This window comes from Sphingomonas donggukensis (assembly GCF_023674425.1).
Classification (GTDB): Bacteria; Pseudomonadota; Alphaproteobacteria; order Sphingomonadales; family Sphingomonadaceae; genus Sphingomonas; species Sphingomonas donggukensis.
In genome coordinates this window covers 204,426-222,683 of sequence record NZ_CP098401.1, presented here as the reverse complement: position 1 = coordinate 222,683, position 18,258 = coordinate 204,426, and the positions used below count along the sequence as shown (strand labels likewise).

Below are 18,258 nucleotides of genomic sequence, written 5' to 3'. Positions count from 1 at the left end.
GCGGGTCCGGCAACCCATATGCACCCTGAAGCCACTATAGGGTCAAGCGATGAAGATCGGTGAGATGGCGCGGGTTACCTCGACCAAGGTCGAGACGGTGCGCTATTATGAGCAGATCGGCCTGCTGCCTCCGCCGGCGCGTACCGCGGGGAATTATCGTGCGTATGACCGGACGCATCTTGCCCGGCTCTCGTTCATCCGCCGCGCGCGCGATTTGGGCTTCTCGCTCGATGCCGTGCGGGAGTTGCTCGACCTCGCCAACGACCGGATCGCCGACTGTGCCGCCGTCGATGCTCTTGCGAGCCAGCATCTTGCCGACGTCGATCGCAAGATGACCGATCTCGCGCGATTGCGCGAGCGATTGGCCGCACTGATAACGTCGTGCGCTGGCGGGGCGGTCACCGATTGCCGAATTCTTGAGGCTCTTAGCCCTGACCCTGGCGGTACGCCGAGCGCCGCCGCATCAACAAATAGGCCGCGGGAATAACAAGCATCGACAGCAGAGGCGCGGTCAGCATCCCGCCGATCATCGGTGCGGCGATCCGGCTCATCACTTCGGAGCCTGTGCCGGTGCCGAGCAGGATCGGCAGGAGTCCCGCCAGGATCACCGCGACCGTCATCGCCTTGGGGCGCACCCGCAGCAGCGCCCCTTCACGCACTGCTGTTTCGATCTGTTCGCCGCTAGGCGTCGGGCCGCGATCGGCGAGCGCGTGCTTGAGGTAGATCAGCATCACCACGCCGAACTCCGCCGATACGCCTGCCAGCGCGATGAACCCGACCCCGGTCGCGACAGACTGGTTGTAGCCGAGCAGGTAGAGCAGCCAGACCCCGCCGGTCAGCGCGAACGGCAGCGTGCCCATCACCAGCGCCGCCTCGTCGAGCCGCCGGAACGTCGCGTAGAGCAGCAGAAAGATGATCAGCAGCGTCGCCGGCACGACGATCTTCAGACGCTCGACCGCGCGCTGGAGGAACTCGAACTGGCCGGTGTAGCTGACGCTGATGCCGGGCGGCAGCTTCACCTTGGCGGCGATCGCTTGCTGGAGATTTCCGACTATGGTGGTGAGCGGCGCGCCGCGCCCGTCGACATAGATCCACGTCACCGGCCGACCGTTCTCGGTACGCAGCATCGGCGGGCCTTCGCTGATGGCGATGTCGGCGACCGTTCCGAGTGTGACCTGTTGCAGCGACGGAGTCAGGACCGGCAGGTTACGCAGGCCATCGATGCTGTCGCGCAGTTCGCGCGGATAGCGCACGCTGATCGGATAGCGCGCGAGCCCCTCGACCGTTTGGCCGACCGTCTCGCCGCCGATCGCGCTTGAGACGACCGACTGAACGTCGGCGACGTTCAGTCCATAGCGCGACGCCGCAGCACGATTGATGGTCACGTCGATGTAGCGCCCGCCGGTGAGGCGTTCGGCCAGCGCCGAACTCACCCCCGGCACGGTCTTCGCGACCTGTTCGATCTTCCGCGCGGTCGCGTCGATCTCGGCGAGGTTCGAGCCCGCCACCTTGATCCCAATCGGGCTCTTGATCCCCGTCGACAGCATGTCGATCCGGTTTCGGATCGGCGGGATCCAGAAATTGGCGAGGCCCGGCACCTTCACTGCTTGGTCGAGCTCGTCGATCAGCTTTTCCTGCGTCATGCCGTCCCGCCACTGGTCTCTCGGCTTGAACCGGATCGTCGTCTCGAACATCTCAAGCGGCGCGGGATCGGTCGCCGTGTCGGCACGGCCGGCCTTGCCGAACACGCTTTCCACTTCGGGCACGGTCTTGATCATGCGGTCGGTGAGCTGGAGCAGTTGCCCGGCCTTGGCAGTCGAGATGCCCGGGAGCGCCGAGGGCATATACAGCAGGTCGCCTTCGTTCATCTGCGGGATGAACTCGCCGCCGGATTGGCTGATCGGCCACAGGCTTGTCGCAAACACCAGCACCGCGATGACCAACGCCTGCTTCGGCCGCGCCAGCACCCAGTCAAGCGCAGGGCGATATGCGTGGGTGAGCACGCGGTTGATCGGGTTGGCGGATTCCGACGGAATGCGGCCGCGGATCAGATAGCCCATCAGCACCGGGATCAGCGTGATCGACAGGATTGCCGCACCCGCCATCGCATAGGTCTTGGTGAACGCCAGCGGCGCGAACAGCCGACCTTCCTGACCCTGGAGCGAGAAGATCGGCACGAACGAGAAGGTGATGATCAGCAGCGACAGGAATAGCGCCGGGCCAACCTCGACCGCCGCCGCCGTGATCACGCGCCAGCGATTCTCGCCCGTCAGCGTCTCGCCCGGATGATCGCGGTCCCAGTGTTCGAGATGCTTGTGCGCATTCTCGATCATCACCACCGCCGCGTCGACCATCGCGCCGATCGCGATCGCGATGCCGCCGAGCGACAGGATGTTGGCGTTCAGCCCCTGGACGCGCATCGCGATGAACGCGGCGAGAATGCCGAGCGGCAGCGTCAGGATGGCGACCAGCGCCGATCGCGCGTGCCACAGGAACAGCGCGCAGACGATCGCGACGACGATGAACTCCTCGATCAGCTTGCCGGTGAGGTTGTCGACCGCGCGGTCGATCAGCCCCGAGCGGTCGTACGTCGTGACGACCTCCACGCCGGGCGGCAGGCTGCGCTTCAACTCGTCGAGCTTGCTGCGAACCCCGTCGATAACCGCGCGCGCATTCTGGCCCTGGCGCATGACGATGACGCCGCCGGCGACTTCGCCTTGGCCGTTCAGTTCGGCGACACCGCGCCGCATATCCGGGCCGACCTGGACCGTCGCCACATCGCCGAGCGTTACCGGCGTGCCGCCCACGCTTTTCAACGGAATTGCGCGGAAATCGTCGAGCGAGGCGAGGTAGCCGGTCGAGCGGACGATATATTCGGCTTCGGCCATTTCGAGCACCGACCCGCCGCTCTCCTGATTGCCGCGCTTGAGCGCCTCGATCACCGATTCATGCGTGATGCCGTAGGAAGCAAGTTTCTGCGGATCGAGGATCACCTGATATTGGCGGACCATGCCGCCGATGCTCGCGACCTCGGCGACGCCCGGCACGGCCTTCAGTTCGTAGCGCAGGAACCAGTCCTGGATGCTGCGCAACTGGGCGAGATCATGCCGCCCGGTCCGGTCGACCAGCGCATATTCATAGATCCAGCCGACCCCGGTCGCGTCGGGGCCGAGCGATGCATTGGCGCCGTCGGGCAACCGGCCCTGCACCTGGCTCAGATACTCGAGCACGCGGCTGCGCGCCCAGTAAAGGTCGGTGCGATCCTCGAACAGCACATAGACGAAGCTGTCGCCGACGAACGAATAGCCGCGCACGACGCGCGCGCCGGGCACCGACAGCATCGTCGTGGCAATCGGATAGGTGACCTGATCCTCGACGATGCGCGGCGCCTGGCCCGGATAGGTGGTACGGATGATGACCTGCACGTCGGACAGATCGGGGAGCGCATCGACCGGGGTCGAGCGGAGCGCACCGATGCCGATCGCGACGAGCGCGAGCGCTGCCAGCAGTACGAGGATACGCGCCTTGACGGATGCCTCGATGATTCGCGCGATCACTTGCCTTCGCCCGCGATCGGCCGCGCCGCGATGCCGGTCAGGCTCGCCTCGCTGTCGAGCAGGAACTGGCCTGAAGCCACCACCTTCTCGCCAGCGGCGAGGCCGGCGACGATCTCGGTCTGGCCGCCGGCCTCGCGCCCGATGCGCACCTCGGCCGGTCGGAACCGGCCCTTGCCGTCAGCAAGCATCACCAGCGTGCGCTTGCCGGTGCGGATCACCGCCTCGCTCGGCACGAGCAGCGCGGTTCGCGACGTGTCGCCGAGATGGACCGTCGCAAACATACCGGGACGCAGACGCCCGTCGCGGTTGGACAGTTCGATGCGAACGGTCAGCGTGCGGCTGTCGGCCTGCGCGGTGGGGAGCACCGCAATCACACGGCCGTTGAAGCGTTCGCCGGGAAAGCCCGCCAGTTCGGCGGTCGCAGTCTGTCCTGGCCTGACGTCGGCGGCGCGCACCTCGGGAACGGCGGCGTTGAGCCATACGGTGCCGAGCCCGTTGACCTGGGCAAGCGTCTGCCCCGCGGCGAGCGTCACCCCGGCGCGCGCGTCGAGCGTCTGGATCACGCCGCCGATCGGGCTGCGGATCGTCGTCATGCCGCGGCCGCGCGCCGCGCCGCCCGGGATGCCGATCAGGCGCAGGCGCTGCGCGGCGGCGGCGATCAGCGCCCGGTCGCCGGTCTTGCGTACCGCATCATACTCGGCCTGTGCGCCGCCCCATTCGGGGACCAGCACGTCGGCAATTGGCGCGCCCGCGCGGATCACGTCGCCGGGCGCGCGACCATAGACGCGCTGCACGAAGCCGGCGGCGCGCGCCTGGATAATCGCCACGTCGCGCTGGTTGAAGTCGATCGCGCCGGTGACATCAAGCGAACCGGCGAGCGTCCCAGTGGTCGCGGTCACCAGCCGGATACCGAGATTTTGTATCGCAGCGGGATCGATCCTGACGCCGGGGGCGGCGCCTGGACCGCCGCTTTCATCGGCATATTTGGGAATGGTTTTCATGCCCATCGACGACAGCGAGTCCGCGTTGTCGTAATGTTCGGTCGGCACCATCGGATCGTAATAGTAGAGCGGCTTGCGTACTGCGTCGGTCGAAGCCGCGGCCGGCACACGCGATCCGGCGAGGTAGTAGCCACCTACACCGGCGGCGAGCGCGACAGCAGCGAGTGCGGCGGCCAGTTGCGAACGCTGGAGCGACGTCAGAGTCATCGGTCGACACTCCCGAATAGCAGGTTCAGCCGCGCACCGTCCGCGGCGACGGTGGCTTCGCGATCGAGCGTGGTGAGGATCGCATCAGCGAGCGTGGCGTGGGCATCGACGAGATCGACCAGCCCGGCGCGCCCCGCGGCATAGCTGCCTGTCTCCAGCGTGACGCGCTCCTGCGCGAGCGGTTGGAGCACGTCTCGCGCGCGCAGCCATTGATCGTGATGCATCACATGGTCGGCGAGCCCCGCCTCGAGATCGGCGGTCAGCGCGCGGCGCGTCGCGTCGGTCTCGGCGCGGGCGCTGCCCGCTTCGGCGGCACGTGCGGCGATGAGCGGATCCTGACGGTGCTTTTTGAACAGTGGGAGTCCGATCGTCACCCCGGCCGAGACATAGTCGCCGAAGCGCGGATCGCGGCGCTGATAGGAAAGGTCGACCCCGAAATCCGGGCGGCGTTCGGCTTGGGCGAGCCGCAGGTCGGCGTCGGCGCGGCCGACTTGGGCGGCTTGCAGGATGAGCGAGGGATGACGTTCGAGGATAGCCCGAAGCCGCGCCGGATCGACCGCGAGGTTCGGCATGGCGCCCGCAATTTCGGGCGCGGCCTCGCTGGTCCAGCGAGTTAGCTCCGCCTTGGCGCGCGCTACCGCCGACACCAGTTCGTCGCGTCGGTCCTGCAACCGCGCCATCGCCTCGCGGCCCGCCAGCGTCTGCGCCGGCCGCGCGCTCCCCGACGCGACGGCGCTGGGCGACGTGCGCACGAAGCGGCCAAGCCGCGCCAACACATCATCAAGTGCAGCCAGCCGCCGCTCAGCATAGGCGAGAGTGATCCAAGCGACCGCAGTCTGCACGGCGACGACACGGACTTCGGCCAGCGTCCCTGCCTCCGCCACGGCAATTTCGGCATCAGCGCGCCCGCGCTGTGCATGGCGTTTGGCCAGATTGGGAATGTCCTGCGAGACGCCGACCCTCGCCCAAGTGAAATTGTCGCGCGACGGCTCGAACGCCAGCGGCCCCGAGATCGGGAAGCTGTCGATGCCGAGCGCCAGCTTGGGATCGGGCAGTTGTCCCGCCCCGGCGCGCGACGCGCGCGAAGCATCCGTGCCGAGCACCTTGGCCTTCACAGAAGGGGCGCTGGCCTGCGCCTTGGCCAGCGCGGCTTCGAAGGTCAGCGGCCCGGCCACGGCGGGCTGGCCGCCGATCATGGCTGCCAGGCAGCCGAACGCGCACGCGGCGCGCCTTTGGGTGGTTCCCATCGTGTCATTTCCCGAATCCGAGGTCATGCGGCGCTGGACCCGGCGCGTAAGCGCCGGATCGCGTGCGAAACACGCGCGCCTGTCGAAGTCAGATCAGGATTGAGGGTGGTTCGGGCTCTGGCGGGGTCGATCGACCGCGCAGTGTCGCAACGACAGCCAGTCCATTCTGGCGCTCGCTGGCCAGAGGGGCCGAAAACGCGGACGAACTGTCCCCCAACATGAAGGGCGCACCGGCCGCCATCATTGCGACGCATCCAGCCATCCCGCACTTGCAGGGTTTGGGTGTCGCATCCCTGCTCATCGCCTCGGTGCAGTCTGGCATCGTCGCCATCGCTGCCTGTGACATCTGCGCCATGCTCATGGTCGCCATCGCCGGCGTGAGCGCCTGCGCAGGCTGGACGGCGATGCCGATCACCACACCGATCAAAAGCAGGAAGGTCGCAAATCGTTTCACCGGTTCATCCTGCGGTCGCTCCGACGGAGTGTCAATCGAGCCGCACTGTTAGTCATTCGCTGCGCACGCGCATTGGTTACGTGATCATCGGATGCCGTCAGGCGGCCAACCTCATGAGTTTGCCCACCGACGTGGTCGTAATGCTTGTCACATTATCCACCGTGGCGCGCGAATACGCGGCGTCCGACTGAGCCGAATGCGATGACATCGTAGCGCTGGACATGCATGCCGGGCATCTCCATTCCCGGCGAGCCGAGCGGCATGCCGGCCACCGCGAGCCCGCTGACGCCCTTGGGGCGGGTAGCGAGGGCCCGTTTCATGTCGGCGATCGGGACGTGACCCTCAAACGTCATCCCGTCGATCACCGCCGTATGACAGGAGGCGAGGTCCGCCGGCACGCCCCGCGCCTTCTGGAACGCGGCGCGGTTGCCATCATCGACTATCTTTACCGCCCGGCCGAACTGCGCCTTCACCTGCGCGGCCCATTTCCCACAGCAGCCGCAGCCCGGATCGCGGTGCACCAACACCGGTCCGGCGGCGACGGCAGCCGCGGACGCCAGAGCGAACGCTGCGGCGAGGAGGCGGAGCTTCATCATCTAATCATCCTAATGCGGCTGCCCTCCGCCGTCCACGCGGCGGAGAGAAGCATGGTCACTGAGCCCGCTTGCCGTTTGTGCGGAGCCAAGCGGTGAGCTCGCCGATCTCGCGGGTCTGCTCGGCGATGGACTTGGTCGCCATCATTCGCACCTTTGGGTCCTTGGTTTCGCTGAGGACGATGCGCGACATCGCGACGGCGCCGCGATGGTGCTCGATCATTTTGCGCACCCACGTTTCGGTAGCGTCCACGCCGGTCGCGCCCATCATCTTGTGATGCATGTCCATCTCGGCGGGCGGGTACGGGTTGGCGGGTGTCGGCTTCATCATCTGGCCCATGTCCATCTTCGAATGGTCCATGCCCTGCATCTGCGCGGCGACGGGTGTCGCGACGATGGCGGCTGCAAGCGCCAACACGGTGGTCATCTTCATCATTTCGCTCCTGCGTCTCCCCGCTCGAGGGCAATACGCAGTGGGAGCCCGCCCCCCTCGTCCCAATACACTGCGTGTTGACGTTAATCCGGCTTGAGCGATCACCTCCGCTGGAGGATCACCTCCATCTGGTCGATCTCCTCGCGCTGCGACTTGATGATGGCACCGCAGAGCGCCTGCACCTCCGGATCCTTCAGCGAGGCTTCGCGGCACATCAGGATTGCCCCCGAGTGATGCGGAATCATCGATCGCAGGAACGCGGTGTCGCCAATCGTGGTCTGGGTGCGGATCAGCGCGAACGAGCCGAGGAAAGCGGCGACGGAGATGGCGAGGACGGCGGCGTTCACCGTCTTGTTGGGAAACATATGGCCCATGGCCAGGATCATGAGGATCACCATCGGGGCGACCATCATGAGCGTCATGTAGACCATGTTGAGGTTGTTGTAGAAGCTGCTGAGCCCGTCGATCATGACGAACATCACCAGATACATGATGACGCCGCTGATCGCGGTCTGGACGGCGAGGCTGACGTAGGCGTTCTTCATTTCCTTGGCTTCCATGTCGACTCTCCTGCTCCACTTCGTTGGATCGCCAAGTGTTGCTGCGTCCCGATGCCTCATTGCGATGGCGGACGCCTCGCACTGTTGTGCATCGACACGATCCGCCAGTCGCCGCCGACCTTGCGCAGCACGCTCGTGGCGACGCCGAGACGGTCGGCTGCCTCGCCCGTGTTGGGCACGATGCGGTAGCGGTATGTTTCAGTCGCGAGCGCGACCGCACCGACGAAGCGAACGTCGATCTTGTAATCGGAGAAGACGAACGATCGGAAAGCCTTCAGTTCGGGGCCGAGATGATGCGCGAGGTAGTTCGTATAGGTCCCCTCCGCGCCGCCCGTCTCGAAGATCTGCGAGTCCTGCGTAAACAGCCGCTCGGTGCCATTCGGATCGAGCCGTTCGATGGCCGCCTTATACTGCGCGAGCACGGTGACGACCGCACGCGTGTCGGCAGCGCGGCCCGCCGGTTGCGCCGTCGAGGAAGCCGGCAGCACGACGGCGATAGCGGCGAATGTCATCATCGAATTGCGCATGCTGAACTCTCCTGATCGATGTCCTCAGTCGGCGGCGTTTCGTCACGTCGCGCGCTTCCCGCACGCGGCGTGTTCCGTGATTGGAGACGCGTCAGAACCACAGCCGGATACCTGCGACCAGGCTGGTCACGGTGGGATCCTCGCCGTCGGCCCGGGCGTAGCGCGCTGTCCGACCCGTCTTCGCTTCGTAGGACACGCCGACGTAAGGCGCGAACTTGCGGCTGATGTCGTAGCGCAGCCGGAGGCCCAATTCCGCGCTCGACAGTCCCGCGCCGGTCCGGGTCTCCGGCACGTCCTGCGCGGCGAGGTTGAACTCGACGCGCGGCTGGAGGACGAACCGCTGCGTGAGGCGCTGGTCGTAGTAGCCCTCCAGCCGTCCAAGCAGGTCGCCCTTGTCCGACAGGAACGCCGCGCCCTCGACCTCGAACCAGTATGGCGCCAGCCCTTCGAACCCGACCGTCGCGTATGTCGTCGGTCGACCCGGCTCGAAGTCGTGGCGGACGCCGGCCTGCAGATTGAAGTATGGCCCGATCGCGCGGCTGTAGAGCGCCTGGATCTCGGCGCTCTCGACCCCCTCTCGGAACGCGCCCTCTCCTTCCGACTTGAGCGTCAGCCGGTTGATGTCGCCGCCAAACCACGCCTCGCCGTCCCAGCGATAGCCGTCGCGGCCCTTGCGCGCCTGGTATTCCGCCAGGTTGAACATGACCTGATAGAACGATTGGCCGCCGCTCTCGTGCATCATCACGTCGCGCGACCGTTCCATCTCACCGGCCGGAAACTGCCGGTCGGCGTAGTGATCCATCGGCGGCTGTGGCGCGGGCGCGTTGCCGGCTGGCAGCGCGGTGCCGATCGGCTGCATCTGCATGCCCGGCATCGCCCCGTGGTCCATGCCCTGCATTTGTCCGCCGTCAGTCTTCATGCCCGGCATCGCGCCATGGTCCATCTGTCCGGCGGGTGCGGCTGGCGCAGGCTGCCCGTGTGACGAATGATCCATTGCCTGTCCCGCAGGCGGCGCGGTGGTCGGTGCCGCGCCGTGAGCGGAATGGTCCATGCCCGGCATGTCATCGGCCGGCGGCGTAGCGGTCGCCCTGCGGGGCGGAACAGGCTTGCGCGCGGCGGGCGTGGCCGGCGTGGCCTTCCTCGTCGTCGCCTTCCTGGGCACCGCTTTCGTCTGCGGCGCCTTCTTGGCCGGCGCGGGCATCGTCATCCCGGGCATGTTGTGCATCGAATGGTCCTGCGCGATTGCCGGGGCGGCGATCACGATTGCGGTGCTGGCCGCGAACGCGGCGGCAAGCCGGATCATGCCGCCTCTCCCTTTGGCCGGACGCTGACGATGCGCATCATCCCGGCGTGCATGTGGTAGAGCAGGTGGCAGTGGAACGCCCAGTCGCCGACCGCGTCGGCGGTGAAGTCCCACGTCACCTTCCCGCCCGGCTGGACGATCACGGTGTGCTTGCGGGGGCCATGGTCGCCATGCCCGGTTACCAGCTCGAAGAAGTGGCCGTGGATGTGGATCGGGTGGCCCATCATGCTGTCGTTGATCAGGTTCACGCGCACGCGCTCGCCCTCGACGAACGGGATCGGCATGTGCACGTCGGACATCTTCTCCCCGTCGAACGACCACATGAAGCGCTCCATGTTGCCGGTCAGGTGGATGTCGATGCTGCGCGACGGCGCGCGAACGTCCGGATTGCGCTCGAGCGACATCAGGTCGCGGTAGGTCAGCACCTTGTGGCCCACGTCCTCGAGCCCCTGGCCGGGCTCGCCGGTGCGATCCATCGGCATCGGCGAGATGGTCTGGACGCCGGGCGTCCGCTTCACCTGCGGCGCATTGGCAAAGTCGCGCATCTTCATCGCGCCCATGTCCATCGATCCATGGTCCCTGCCGGCCATGCCGCCCGACTGCGCCGGCATCGCGCCGTGATCCATTCCGGCCATACCACCCGAGGATGCAGCCGCGGCACCATGATCCATTCCGGCCATGGTCGAGTGGTCCATCGGCATCGCGCCATGATCCATCCCGCTCATCGCCGCGGCGCCTGCCGCCAGTGCGCGGGTCGCCAGCTTCGCCGACGGATTCTTTTCCGCCGTCGGATCGACGCCGCGCATCGCACCGCCGGACATATCCATCCCGCCCATGCTGCCGCTCGACATGTCCATGCCCGGCATCTCGCCGTGCCCCATCGACATGTCGCCCATGCCCATGTCCTTCATGGTCGCGAGCGGCCGCTTGCGCAGCGGTGGCACCTCGGCCGCCATCCCGGGGCGTGGCGCCAATGTGGCGCGCGCCATGCCCGAGCGGTCGATCGACTCGCCGACCAGCGTGAACGCCCTGTCCTCTGTCGGCGTGACGATGACGTCATAGGTCTCGGCCACACCGATCTGGAACTCGTCGACCTCGACCGGCATCACGTTCTGCCCGTCGGCCTGGACGACGGTCAGCCGCAGCCCCGGGATGCGGACGTTGAAGGTCGTCATCGCCGAGGCGTTGATGACGCGCAGGCGCACGCGCTGGCCCGGTGTGAACAGCGCCGTCCAGTTGTCGAAGGGGCCGTGTCCGTTGACGAGGTAGGTGTAGGCAGGGCCGGTCGCGTCGGAGATGTCGGTCGGATCCATCCGCATCCTGCCCCAGTCGACGCGTTCCTTGAGCGGCTGGTCGCGGCCCGCCAGCAGGCCGGCGAGCGTCTGCCGCTGGAAGTTGAAATGGCCCGGATCGACCTTCATCCGCCGGAAGATGGATTCGGGCGAGAGTTGGCTGTGGTCGGACAGCACGACGACGTGCTCGCGGTCGGACTTCACCGGATCCTCACCCGCCGGGTCGATCACGATCGGCCCATAGTGACCGAGCTGTTCCTGCAGGCCCGAATGGCTGTGATACCAGTAGGTGCCGTTCTGCCGAATCGGGAACTCGTAGAGATAGCTCGACCGCGGCCGGATGCCGGGAAAGGAGACCCCCGGCACGCCGTCGTGCTGCGGCGGGACCAGCAGCCCGTGCCAGTGGATCGAGCTGTCCTCGTCGAGGTCGTTGACGACGTTCAGGCGGACGGTCTGCCCCTCGCGCAGCCGGATCAGCGGCGCGGGCACGGTCCCGTTGATGCCGATCGCCTTCGACGTGCGGCCGTCGATGGTCATCGTCTGCCGCGCGATCCTGAGGGTGATGTCGTTGCCCGACACCACCGGCAACGGCGACGTCAGCCCGGGCGACACGGTCTGCGCCCATGCCGGCAGGTAGGCTCCGAGCGCGAGGCCCGCGCCGCCGAAGCCTGCGCCCTTGATGAGCGCGCGTCGATCGATCGTCTGGTTCATTCGGGATTCCGGCGTTGGCGAGGTTGGTGTTCATTCGGTGCTACGCAGCGGAGCGCGTCGCCCCTCAAACGATTGACCTCTCTGCGATATCGGGTCTGACATCGTGACAGGGTCAACCCCACTGAACGACGAGCGGGATTCGGAGCGCCAGTGAGCAGAGTTTCCATCCGACGTAGCGCTGCAGTAGTGTTGCAATCGTTGAATTGCTTGAATAATTTTATCCCGACTCAAGCCAGGAGGACGACATGCGCGATGACGACATCAGCTATTATAGTGTACGCCTCGAGCAAGAGCGCGAGCGGGCCAAGGCTTGCGAAGACCCCACCGTCGCCCATGCTCATCTGAGAATGGCCGAGGAATATGCCAGGATGCTAGACCACCGGCTTCCCCTAGCCACTGCGCGAGATCAGCTGCAGCCCGCGTAGTTGCGCAGAACTCATGTTGGCCGATTTTCTAAGCTGACCAAGCGTTGGGGCGGTTATTCGCGACGTCTGACACGGTCGAGGCAGTTCAATGTCCGGCAGGCGGATGGCGCGCGAGAATCTCTGCAAGCCGGATGCGGGCGCGCCTTAGGCGTGTCTCCACGGCCTTCTCCGTAATCGCCAGCACCGACGCCGTGTCGGCCTGGCTCATGCCCTCGACCGAATGCAGGACGAGCGGTTCGCGCAGGGCGGTCGGCAGCTCGGTGATCGCCTGCCGAAGCCGTTCGAGCTCCTGCCGGTCGGCAGCCGCCACGTCGATGCCGGGTGCGTCGGACGCGAGTTCGCCGGCGACCTCGTCGATCGGCCGTGCGAATGCGAAGAACCTTCGCACGGTCCGGCGCCGCGCCCAGTCCCGGCACTTGTTCAGCGCGATCACCGACAGCCATGCAGCCATCGGGCGCGACGGGTCGAAGCGGCGCAGCGCGCCGTGGGCGGAGATGAAGGTCTCCTGCACCAGGTCCAGCGCCTCGTCGGGGTCCGATACGTTGCCGACGATCAGGCGGTAGACCTGGCTGCTGTGGCGGCGGACGATCTCGCGGAAGGCCGCTTCCCCGCCAACCGCCGCGAGGGCCGCGAGCTCCCCGTCCGAGAGCGCGCCATAGTCGGACTTCACCGCGCGTCGGCGGTGAGCGACCTGACCACCGCGCGGTCGAAGGTGGCGGCCTGGTCGGGACGCAGGACCTGACGCATCGCGAAGATGTGCGCGAGCGTCTCCTTCTGGAGTTCGCCCATCGTGCGGTGCGAGGCGTCGATTGCCGCCACGACCCTTGGACCGTTGCCGTGCTCCGCTGCGATCGCCTCGGCGAGCCGCGCGTTGTGCGCGCGCATTTCCAGTTCGAGGGCACGACGCCGCACGGCGAATTGCTGCTCAAGGAGTTCGATGCGGGCTTCCTGGCTACCGTCCAGCTTCAGCTCATGATGCAGTACCTCGTGCAGCTCGGAACCACGCGCCTGATGCGCCGGGATGAACGTCCGGCCGATCCAGACGCCCGCGACCGCCGCCAGGAAGGCGACGACAACGACGATGGCGAGCCGCCAGGTCCTCACTGGTCGGTCATCAGCAGCGTGGAGGGTGCGAGCGGCGCGGCGGCGCCGAATGGCGCGAGCGGCGCGGCGGATGCGGGCGGCGTTCCGGGGCCTGCGGCCAGCGCGCCGAGGGCGATCGCGCCGACGCCGGCGATTCCGGCCATCCGGATGCCGGCGCGCGAATCCCGGCGAGCCCGGATGCCGCTCAGAATCGCGCCGTCGATCCCGTCGAGCCCGGGATGGTCGGCGGCGCTCAGCCGTCGCAGCGCGCCGTCCAGATCTGTCGTCATCATCCTCTCTCCGTGTCCTTCACCGGTGGATTACGCATGCGTTGGCGTTCGCCCTCACCATTAGACGAGATAAGGGCTTAAAGTCCCGTCCGCGTTCGATAGTCGAACACATTTTCGAGGGCCGGGATCATCCGGCGCGTATCGAACGTGCCGGCGGTTGGCCGGAGCCAAGGAGTTGCAACATGCGTATCGGCATTCTCGCGGCGGTGGCCGCGCTCGCCACGGCGAGCCCCGCCCTCGCCCATCCCAAGCTGGTGTCGGCGACGCCTGCGCCCAACGCGTCGGTCGCCGCGACAGGCAGGCTACAGCTGACTTTCTCGGAACCGCTGGTCGCCAAGTTTTCCGGCGTGGAGCTCGTCATGACCGACATGCCGGGCATGAAGATGTCGACGCCGATGAAGATGACGGCGAGTACCGCAGTGGGTCCGGACGGGAAGACCGTGGTCGTCACGCTCGCCAAGCCGCTGCCGCGCGGCACCTACAGGCTCGATTGGCACGTCGTGTCGTCCGACACCCACCGTGTAAAGGGCAGCTACGGCTTCATGGTTCGGTGACGATGGAATTGCTGAACGTCGCCGTCCGGTTCGGACTCTATTTCGTCCTGGCGGCGGCGTTTGGCATCCCCCTCTTCGCGCTATACTCGCCGGGCGTGCGCGACGCGCTGCCACTGCGCGTGGTCTTGGCGATGTCGGGCGCGGCGGGATTGATCCTCTCCGCCATCGGCCTTCTCGTCGTGGTGGCGTCGATGGGCGGCACCGGCATCGCCGGAGTCGACGTCGATGGCATCGCGGCCGTTCTGACGGGAATGTCGCTCGGAATGGCGTGGTTCGCCCGCGTGGCGGGTCTCCTGGCGGTCGTCGCTGCGGCGGCGGCCTGGCGCCGCAGCGCGCCCGCGATGCTGGCGCTGGCGTCGCTGGGCGGCGGCGTCGCCATCGCGAGTCTGGCATGGTCTGGACACGGGGTAATGGACCAGGGACCGCTGGGCTGGTTCCATCTCGTCGCAGACATAGGGCATCTGCTTGCCGCCGGTGCATGGGCGGGCGCGCTGATGTCGCTGCTCTTCCTCGTTACCCGTTTGCAGATCCGCATCAGCGCGGGTGATGTCTCCGCCACGCACCGGGCGCTCGACGGCTTCTCACGCGTCGGCACGTCGGTCGTCGGCGTTATCGTGGTGACTGGCATCGCCAACTCCTGGCTTCTCGTCGGCCCGGCGAACGTCGCGGCGCTGCCGGCGACCACTTATGGACAGTTGCTGATTGCCAAGATCGCCGTGTTCGCCGCCATGCTCGGCCTGGCTGCTGCTAACCGGTTCAGGCTAACTCCCTGGCTCGCCGGAAGCGGTGTCGCCGACGATTGGTCGGGAGCGGTCACCGCGTTGCGGGCAAGTCTCGCGGCCGAGACGGCGTGCCTGGTCGCGGTGCTGGCACTGGTCTCATGGCTGGGAACGATCGAACCCTCGTCAATGCCCGTTTGAGTTCCTCGCCCGGCGGGACGGCTGCGTTGCGAACCCACTCGTTCGCCAAGCGGAAGCGCTGCGAATTCGAGCTTGGTGAAACCAGCGACTCGAAACCCGACTCGAGTTGGAATCGGCCAGCTGGATACACCGCCGACGACGTCTTTACCCGAAAGGGCCCTGATCGCTCGCTGTGGTTAAATTGCGTCTGATCGCGCCCGGACGAAAAAAAGTAATCGTTCGGCTTGAACCGCGAGGGGTGTCGCAATCGCGTGCGTATAGCAACGAGACTTCGCCCACGGCGTAAGCGCCTAAGCAATTGATTTTCAAGACAATTTATTCTTGACCTGTATATACAGATGATGTTCTTTCTCCGCATCGGGCTAGGATGCCGGGGGACAATCAATGAAGCTAGCGACCGCACTTCTCGCCGCCACGATGCTGGGCGGCATCGCACCCGCCTATGGGCAGACCACCAAATCGACCGACGCCGCGCAGCCGAGTGCGGAAGGTCAGGAGGCCGCGCCGGGTGGCGACATCCTGGTGACCGGCAGCCGCATCCGCCGTCAGGACATCGCTGGCGTCGGACCCGCGACGGTGGTTTCAGCCGAGCAGATCGAAAGCACCGGCATCGTCAACGTCGAGACGCTGCTGCAGCGGCTTCCCGCCAACGCCGGCTTTGCGGGTAACCAGACGTCGGCCTATTGGACGGGGAACGGCTACGGCACCGCGCAGGTCAACCTTCGCGGTCTGGGTATCAAGCGCACGCTCGTCCTGCTCAACAACCGCCGTCTCGTGGCCGGCGGAACCGGCGCGAACTCGTCACCCGACCTGAACATGATACCGGTGGTCGCGCTGGCGCGGACCGACGTCCTGAAGGACGGCGCCTCGGCGATCTACGGTGCCGATGCGATGGCCGGCGTAGTGAATCTGATCACACGCACCGACTACAACGGCCTCGGAATCAGCGGCCGCAGCGGCATCACCGAGCGCGGCGACGGCGGCGACTACACGATCGACCTGCTGTGGGGCATGCGCGGCGATCGTGGCGGCATCCTTGCGGCGGCGACCTATCAGAAGACCGAACCGGTCAACATGGCCACGCGTGCGCCGTGCTCGCTCGCGGAGACGACGCCGGGCTCGCTCAGCTGCGTCAACAGCGCATCGACGATCGGTGGACGCGCGGTGCTCCCCAATGGACAGCAGATCAACTTCAACCAGGTGCCCGGCGGCAACGGCAATTTCTTCGAGCCCTACAGCGCGGCCAAGCATAACTTCAACTCGAACCCGTTCCTTTATGCGGTGAGTCCGATCGAGCGCATCACGACGGCCGTGTTCGGCGACTACGAACTCACCGACGGCCTGCAGGCGTTCGGCGAGTTCCTCTACACGCACCGCAAGTCGGACCAGATCGCGACGCCCGGCACGCTGCGGAACCTCGCGATCTCGGCCACGAATCCGACTAACCCGACGGGCCAGAACATCGTGCTCGTTCAGCGCCGACTGGCAGAGCCAGGGCCGCGCCAGTTCTTCCAGCGGACCGACACCTATCAGGGCACGCTCGGCTTCCGGGGCAAGTTCGCCAATGACTGGGCGTGGGAGGTGGCGGGTGCGTATGGCCGCAACACCGGGATCGACGGTTCGACCAACATCGCGAACCTTCAGCGCGTCGGCAACACTATCGACACGTCGAAGTGCAGCCTTGCGCCCGGCGCCGCGATCCCATGCGGGGACTATCTCGGCTTCGGCGACCTGACGCCCCAAGTGCTGAACTACATCCTCTTCACCTCGCGCGACACCGGCGGCAATTCGCTGCTGTCGGTGACGGCCGACCTGAACGGAGACCTGTTCCGGCTGCCTGCCGGCGCGGTGTCGTTCGCGACGGGCGTGACGTATCGGCAGGAGAAGGGTTGGCGCAATCCCGATCCGCTGACGGTCGCGGGCATCGCCAACACCAACCAGCAGTCGCCGATCTCGGGTTCGACCAAGGCCAAGGAGGCGTATCTCGAAGTCTCGGTGCCGGTGCTGGCGAACACGCCGTTCTTCCGCGCGCTGACCCTCGACGGCGCAGTGCGCTATTCGGACTACGACCTTTTCGGCAGCGACTGGAACTACAAGTTCAGCGCCGACTGGATGATCACCGAGGGCGTCCGCGTGCGCGGCACTTACGGAACTGGCTTCCGCGTGCCCAATGTCCCGGAGCTGTTCGGCGGCGTCTCCGAGGGCAACCTCACGACCTCCGATCCCTGCAGCCGCTACGGCACGAGCACCAACGCGACCCTCGTCGCCAACTGCCGCGCGTCGGGCGTGCCCGCGAACTACGTCCAGCTCGGCACCACGATCCTCACGACCGTCGGCGGCAACCAGAACCTCCGGCCCGAGACGTCGAAGAGCTGGACGGTCGGAACCGTCATCCAGCCGCGCGGGATCATTCCCGGCCTGTCGCTGACCGCCGACTGGTTCGACATCGACATCACCGGCGCGATCCGCGCGATCCCGGGATCGACGAAGCTCGCGGTCTGCTACGCCAGCGCCAATCTCTCCAGCCCGTTCTGCAAGGACTTCGTCCGCAGCCCGCTCACCGGCGAGGTCACCGCACTTTCGGCGCAGCCGATCAACACCGGCCTCGAGCGCATGAGCGGTCTCGATCTCGGCCTCGTCTACGGGCATACGCTCGGCCGCCTTGAATTGCAGATCGATCTCAACGCGACCTATCTCAACGAATATGTCGTCGAGCCATTCCCCGGCGGCGCGCCGATCATCTTCGACGGGCGCATCGGCGGCGGCAATGGCGGCTATCCGAAGTGGCGCGGCTACGGCGTCGCCACGGCAAAGCAGGACGGCGTCGCGTTGACCTGGTCCACGCAGTGGATCGGCAAGGCGCAAGACTTCAACGCCGCGCCCACCGCGATCGGGTATCGTACGCCCGACATCTTCTACCACAATGCGCAGATCGCGTTCGAGGTGGACGCCAAGACGCGGTTCCAGATCGGCGTCGACAACCTCTTCGACACCATGGCGCCGTATATCCCGAGCTTCACCGACGGCAATACCGACACGATGACCTACGACCTTCTCCGCCGACGCTTCTACGTCGGCTTCCGCACGGCCTTCTGACCGTC

The 18,258-nt window shown here is 66.5% G+C and carries 18 protein-coding genes; 5 read left to right on the top strand and 13 right to left on the bottom strand.

What is annotated here, in order from left to right; all coding sequences use genetic code 11:
* The first annotated feature begins 49 nt into the window (after positions 1 to 49).
* Positions 50 to 487 carry a MerR family transcriptional regulator gene (locus M9980_RS01065; protein ID WP_250752456.1) on the top strand — a complete coding sequence of 146 codons (438 nt, stop codon included), beginning with the start codon at positions 50 to 52 and terminating at the stop codon, positions 485 to 487.
* Here M9980_RS01065 and M9980_RS01060 read toward each other — a convergent pair.
* From M9980_RS01060 to M9980_RS01020, 9 genes are all read right to left on the bottom strand, one after another.
* Entirely contained in the window at positions 426 to 3,557 is a 3,132-nt protein-coding gene (locus M9980_RS01060) for an efflux RND transporter permease subunit (RefSeq protein WP_250752454.1), read from the bottom strand. The two genes, M9980_RS01065 and M9980_RS01060, sit on opposite strands and share 62 nt — an antisense overlap.
* Positions 3,554 to 4,765, bottom strand: a complete 1,212-nt coding sequence (locus M9980_RS01055; RefSeq protein ID WP_250752452.1) for an efflux RND transporter periplasmic adaptor subunit — start codon at positions 4,763 to 4,765, stop codon at positions 3,554 to 3,556. Before M9980_RS01055 ends, M9980_RS01060 begins: the two co-directional genes overlap by 4 nt.
* Positions 4,762 to 6,012: a TolC family protein gene (locus M9980_RS01050; protein ID WP_250752449.1), complete on the bottom strand. Its 1,251-nt coding sequence runs from the start codon at positions 6,010 to 6,012 to the stop codon at positions 4,762 to 4,764. The genes M9980_RS01055 and M9980_RS01050 overlap by 4 nt, the downstream gene beginning before the upstream one ends.
* An 88-nt stretch (positions 6,013 to 6,100) precedes the next feature.
* Positions 6,101 to 6,466: a hypothetical protein gene (locus M9980_RS01045; RefSeq protein ID WP_250752447.1), complete on the bottom strand. Its 366-nt coding sequence runs from the start codon at positions 6,464 to 6,466 to the stop codon at positions 6,101 to 6,103.
* A 152-nt stretch (positions 6,467 to 6,618) separates the two neighbouring features.
* Entirely contained in the window at positions 6,619 to 7,059 is a 441-nt protein-coding gene (locus M9980_RS01040; RefSeq protein ID WP_250755014.1) for a DUF411 domain-containing protein, read from the bottom strand.
* 58 nt (positions 7,060 to 7,117) lie between these two features.
* Entirely contained in the window at positions 7,118 to 7,495 is a 378-nt protein-coding gene (locus M9980_RS01035; RefSeq protein WP_250752445.1) for a DUF305 domain-containing protein, read from the bottom strand.
* A gap of 98 nt (positions 7,496 to 7,593) precedes the next feature.
* On the bottom strand, positions 7,594 to 8,052 hold the full coding sequence (locus M9980_RS01030) for a DUF305 domain-containing protein (RefSeq protein WP_250752442.1): 459 nt from the start codon (positions 8,050 to 8,052) through the stop codon (positions 7,594 to 7,596).
* A gap of 56 nt (positions 8,053 to 8,108) precedes the next feature.
* Complete coding sequence (locus M9980_RS01025; protein WP_250752441.1) at positions 8,109 to 8,579, bottom strand: YybH family protein; 471 nt, start codon at positions 8,577 to 8,579, stop codon at positions 8,109 to 8,111.
* A 91-nt stretch (positions 8,580 to 8,670) separates the two neighbouring features.
* Positions 8,671 to 9,639, bottom strand: coding sequence for a copper resistance protein B (locus tag M9980_RS01020; RefSeq protein WP_422921403.1), 969 nt, complete (start codon positions 9,637 to 9,639; stop codon positions 8,671 to 8,673).
* Here M9980_RS01020 and M9980_RS01015 point away from each other — a divergent pair.
* Positions 9,629 to 9,910, top strand: coding sequence for a hypothetical protein (locus M9980_RS01015; protein ID WP_250752437.1), 282 nt, complete (start codon positions 9,629 to 9,631; stop codon positions 9,908 to 9,910). The genes M9980_RS01020 and M9980_RS01015 overlap by 11 nt on opposite strands.
* Here the strand turns inward: M9980_RS01015 and M9980_RS01010 are convergent.
* The 4 genes from M9980_RS01010 to M9980_RS00995 all read right to left on the bottom strand — a co-directional run bounded on the left by M9980_RS01010 (position 9,879) and on the right by M9980_RS00995 (position 13,686).
* Positions 9,879 to 11,885, bottom strand: coding sequence for a copper resistance system multicopper oxidase (locus tag M9980_RS01010; protein WP_250752435.1), 2,007 nt, complete (start codon positions 11,883 to 11,885; stop codon positions 9,879 to 9,881). The genes M9980_RS01015 and M9980_RS01010 overlap by 32 nt on opposite strands.
* Positions 11,886 to 12,395: 510 nt before the next feature.
* Positions 12,396 to 12,980, bottom strand: a complete 585-nt coding sequence (locus M9980_RS01005; protein ID WP_250752434.1) for an RNA polymerase sigma factor — start codon at positions 12,978 to 12,980, stop codon at positions 12,396 to 12,398.
* Positions 12,977 to 13,414: a periplasmic heavy metal sensor gene (locus M9980_RS01000; protein ID WP_250752433.1), complete on the bottom strand. Its 438-nt coding sequence runs from the start codon at positions 13,412 to 13,414 to the stop codon at positions 12,977 to 12,979. Before M9980_RS01000 ends, M9980_RS01005 begins: the two co-directional genes overlap by 4 nt.
* Positions 13,411 to 13,686: a hypothetical protein gene (locus M9980_RS00995; RefSeq protein WP_250752432.1), complete on the bottom strand. Its 276-nt coding sequence runs from the start codon at positions 13,684 to 13,686 to the stop codon at positions 13,411 to 13,413. Before M9980_RS00995 ends, M9980_RS01000 begins: the two co-directional genes overlap by 4 nt.
* Before the next feature lie 179 nt (positions 13,687 to 13,865).
* On the opposite strand from M9980_RS00995, the gene copC reads away from it, so the two are divergent.
* From copC to M9980_RS00980, 3 genes are all read left to right on the top strand, one after another.
* Positions 13,866 to 14,237 (top strand): copper homeostasis periplasmic binding protein CopC, encoded by a 372-nt coding sequence (copC, locus tag M9980_RS00990; RefSeq protein WP_250752431.1) that lies wholly within the window; start codon positions 13,866 to 13,868, stop codon positions 14,235 to 14,237.
* Positions 14,238 to 14,239: 2 nt separating this feature from the next.
* Positions 14,240 to 15,157, top strand: coding sequence for a copper homeostasis membrane protein CopD (copD, locus tag M9980_RS00985; protein WP_250752429.1), 918 nt, complete (start codon positions 14,240 to 14,242; stop codon positions 15,155 to 15,157).
* A gap of 384 nt (positions 15,158 to 15,541) precedes the next feature.
* Entirely contained in the window at positions 15,542 to 18,253 is a 2,712-nt protein-coding gene (locus M9980_RS00980) for a TonB-dependent receptor domain-containing protein (protein ID WP_250752428.1), read from the top strand.
* The last annotated feature ends 5 nt before the right edge of the window (positions 18,254 to 18,258 follow it).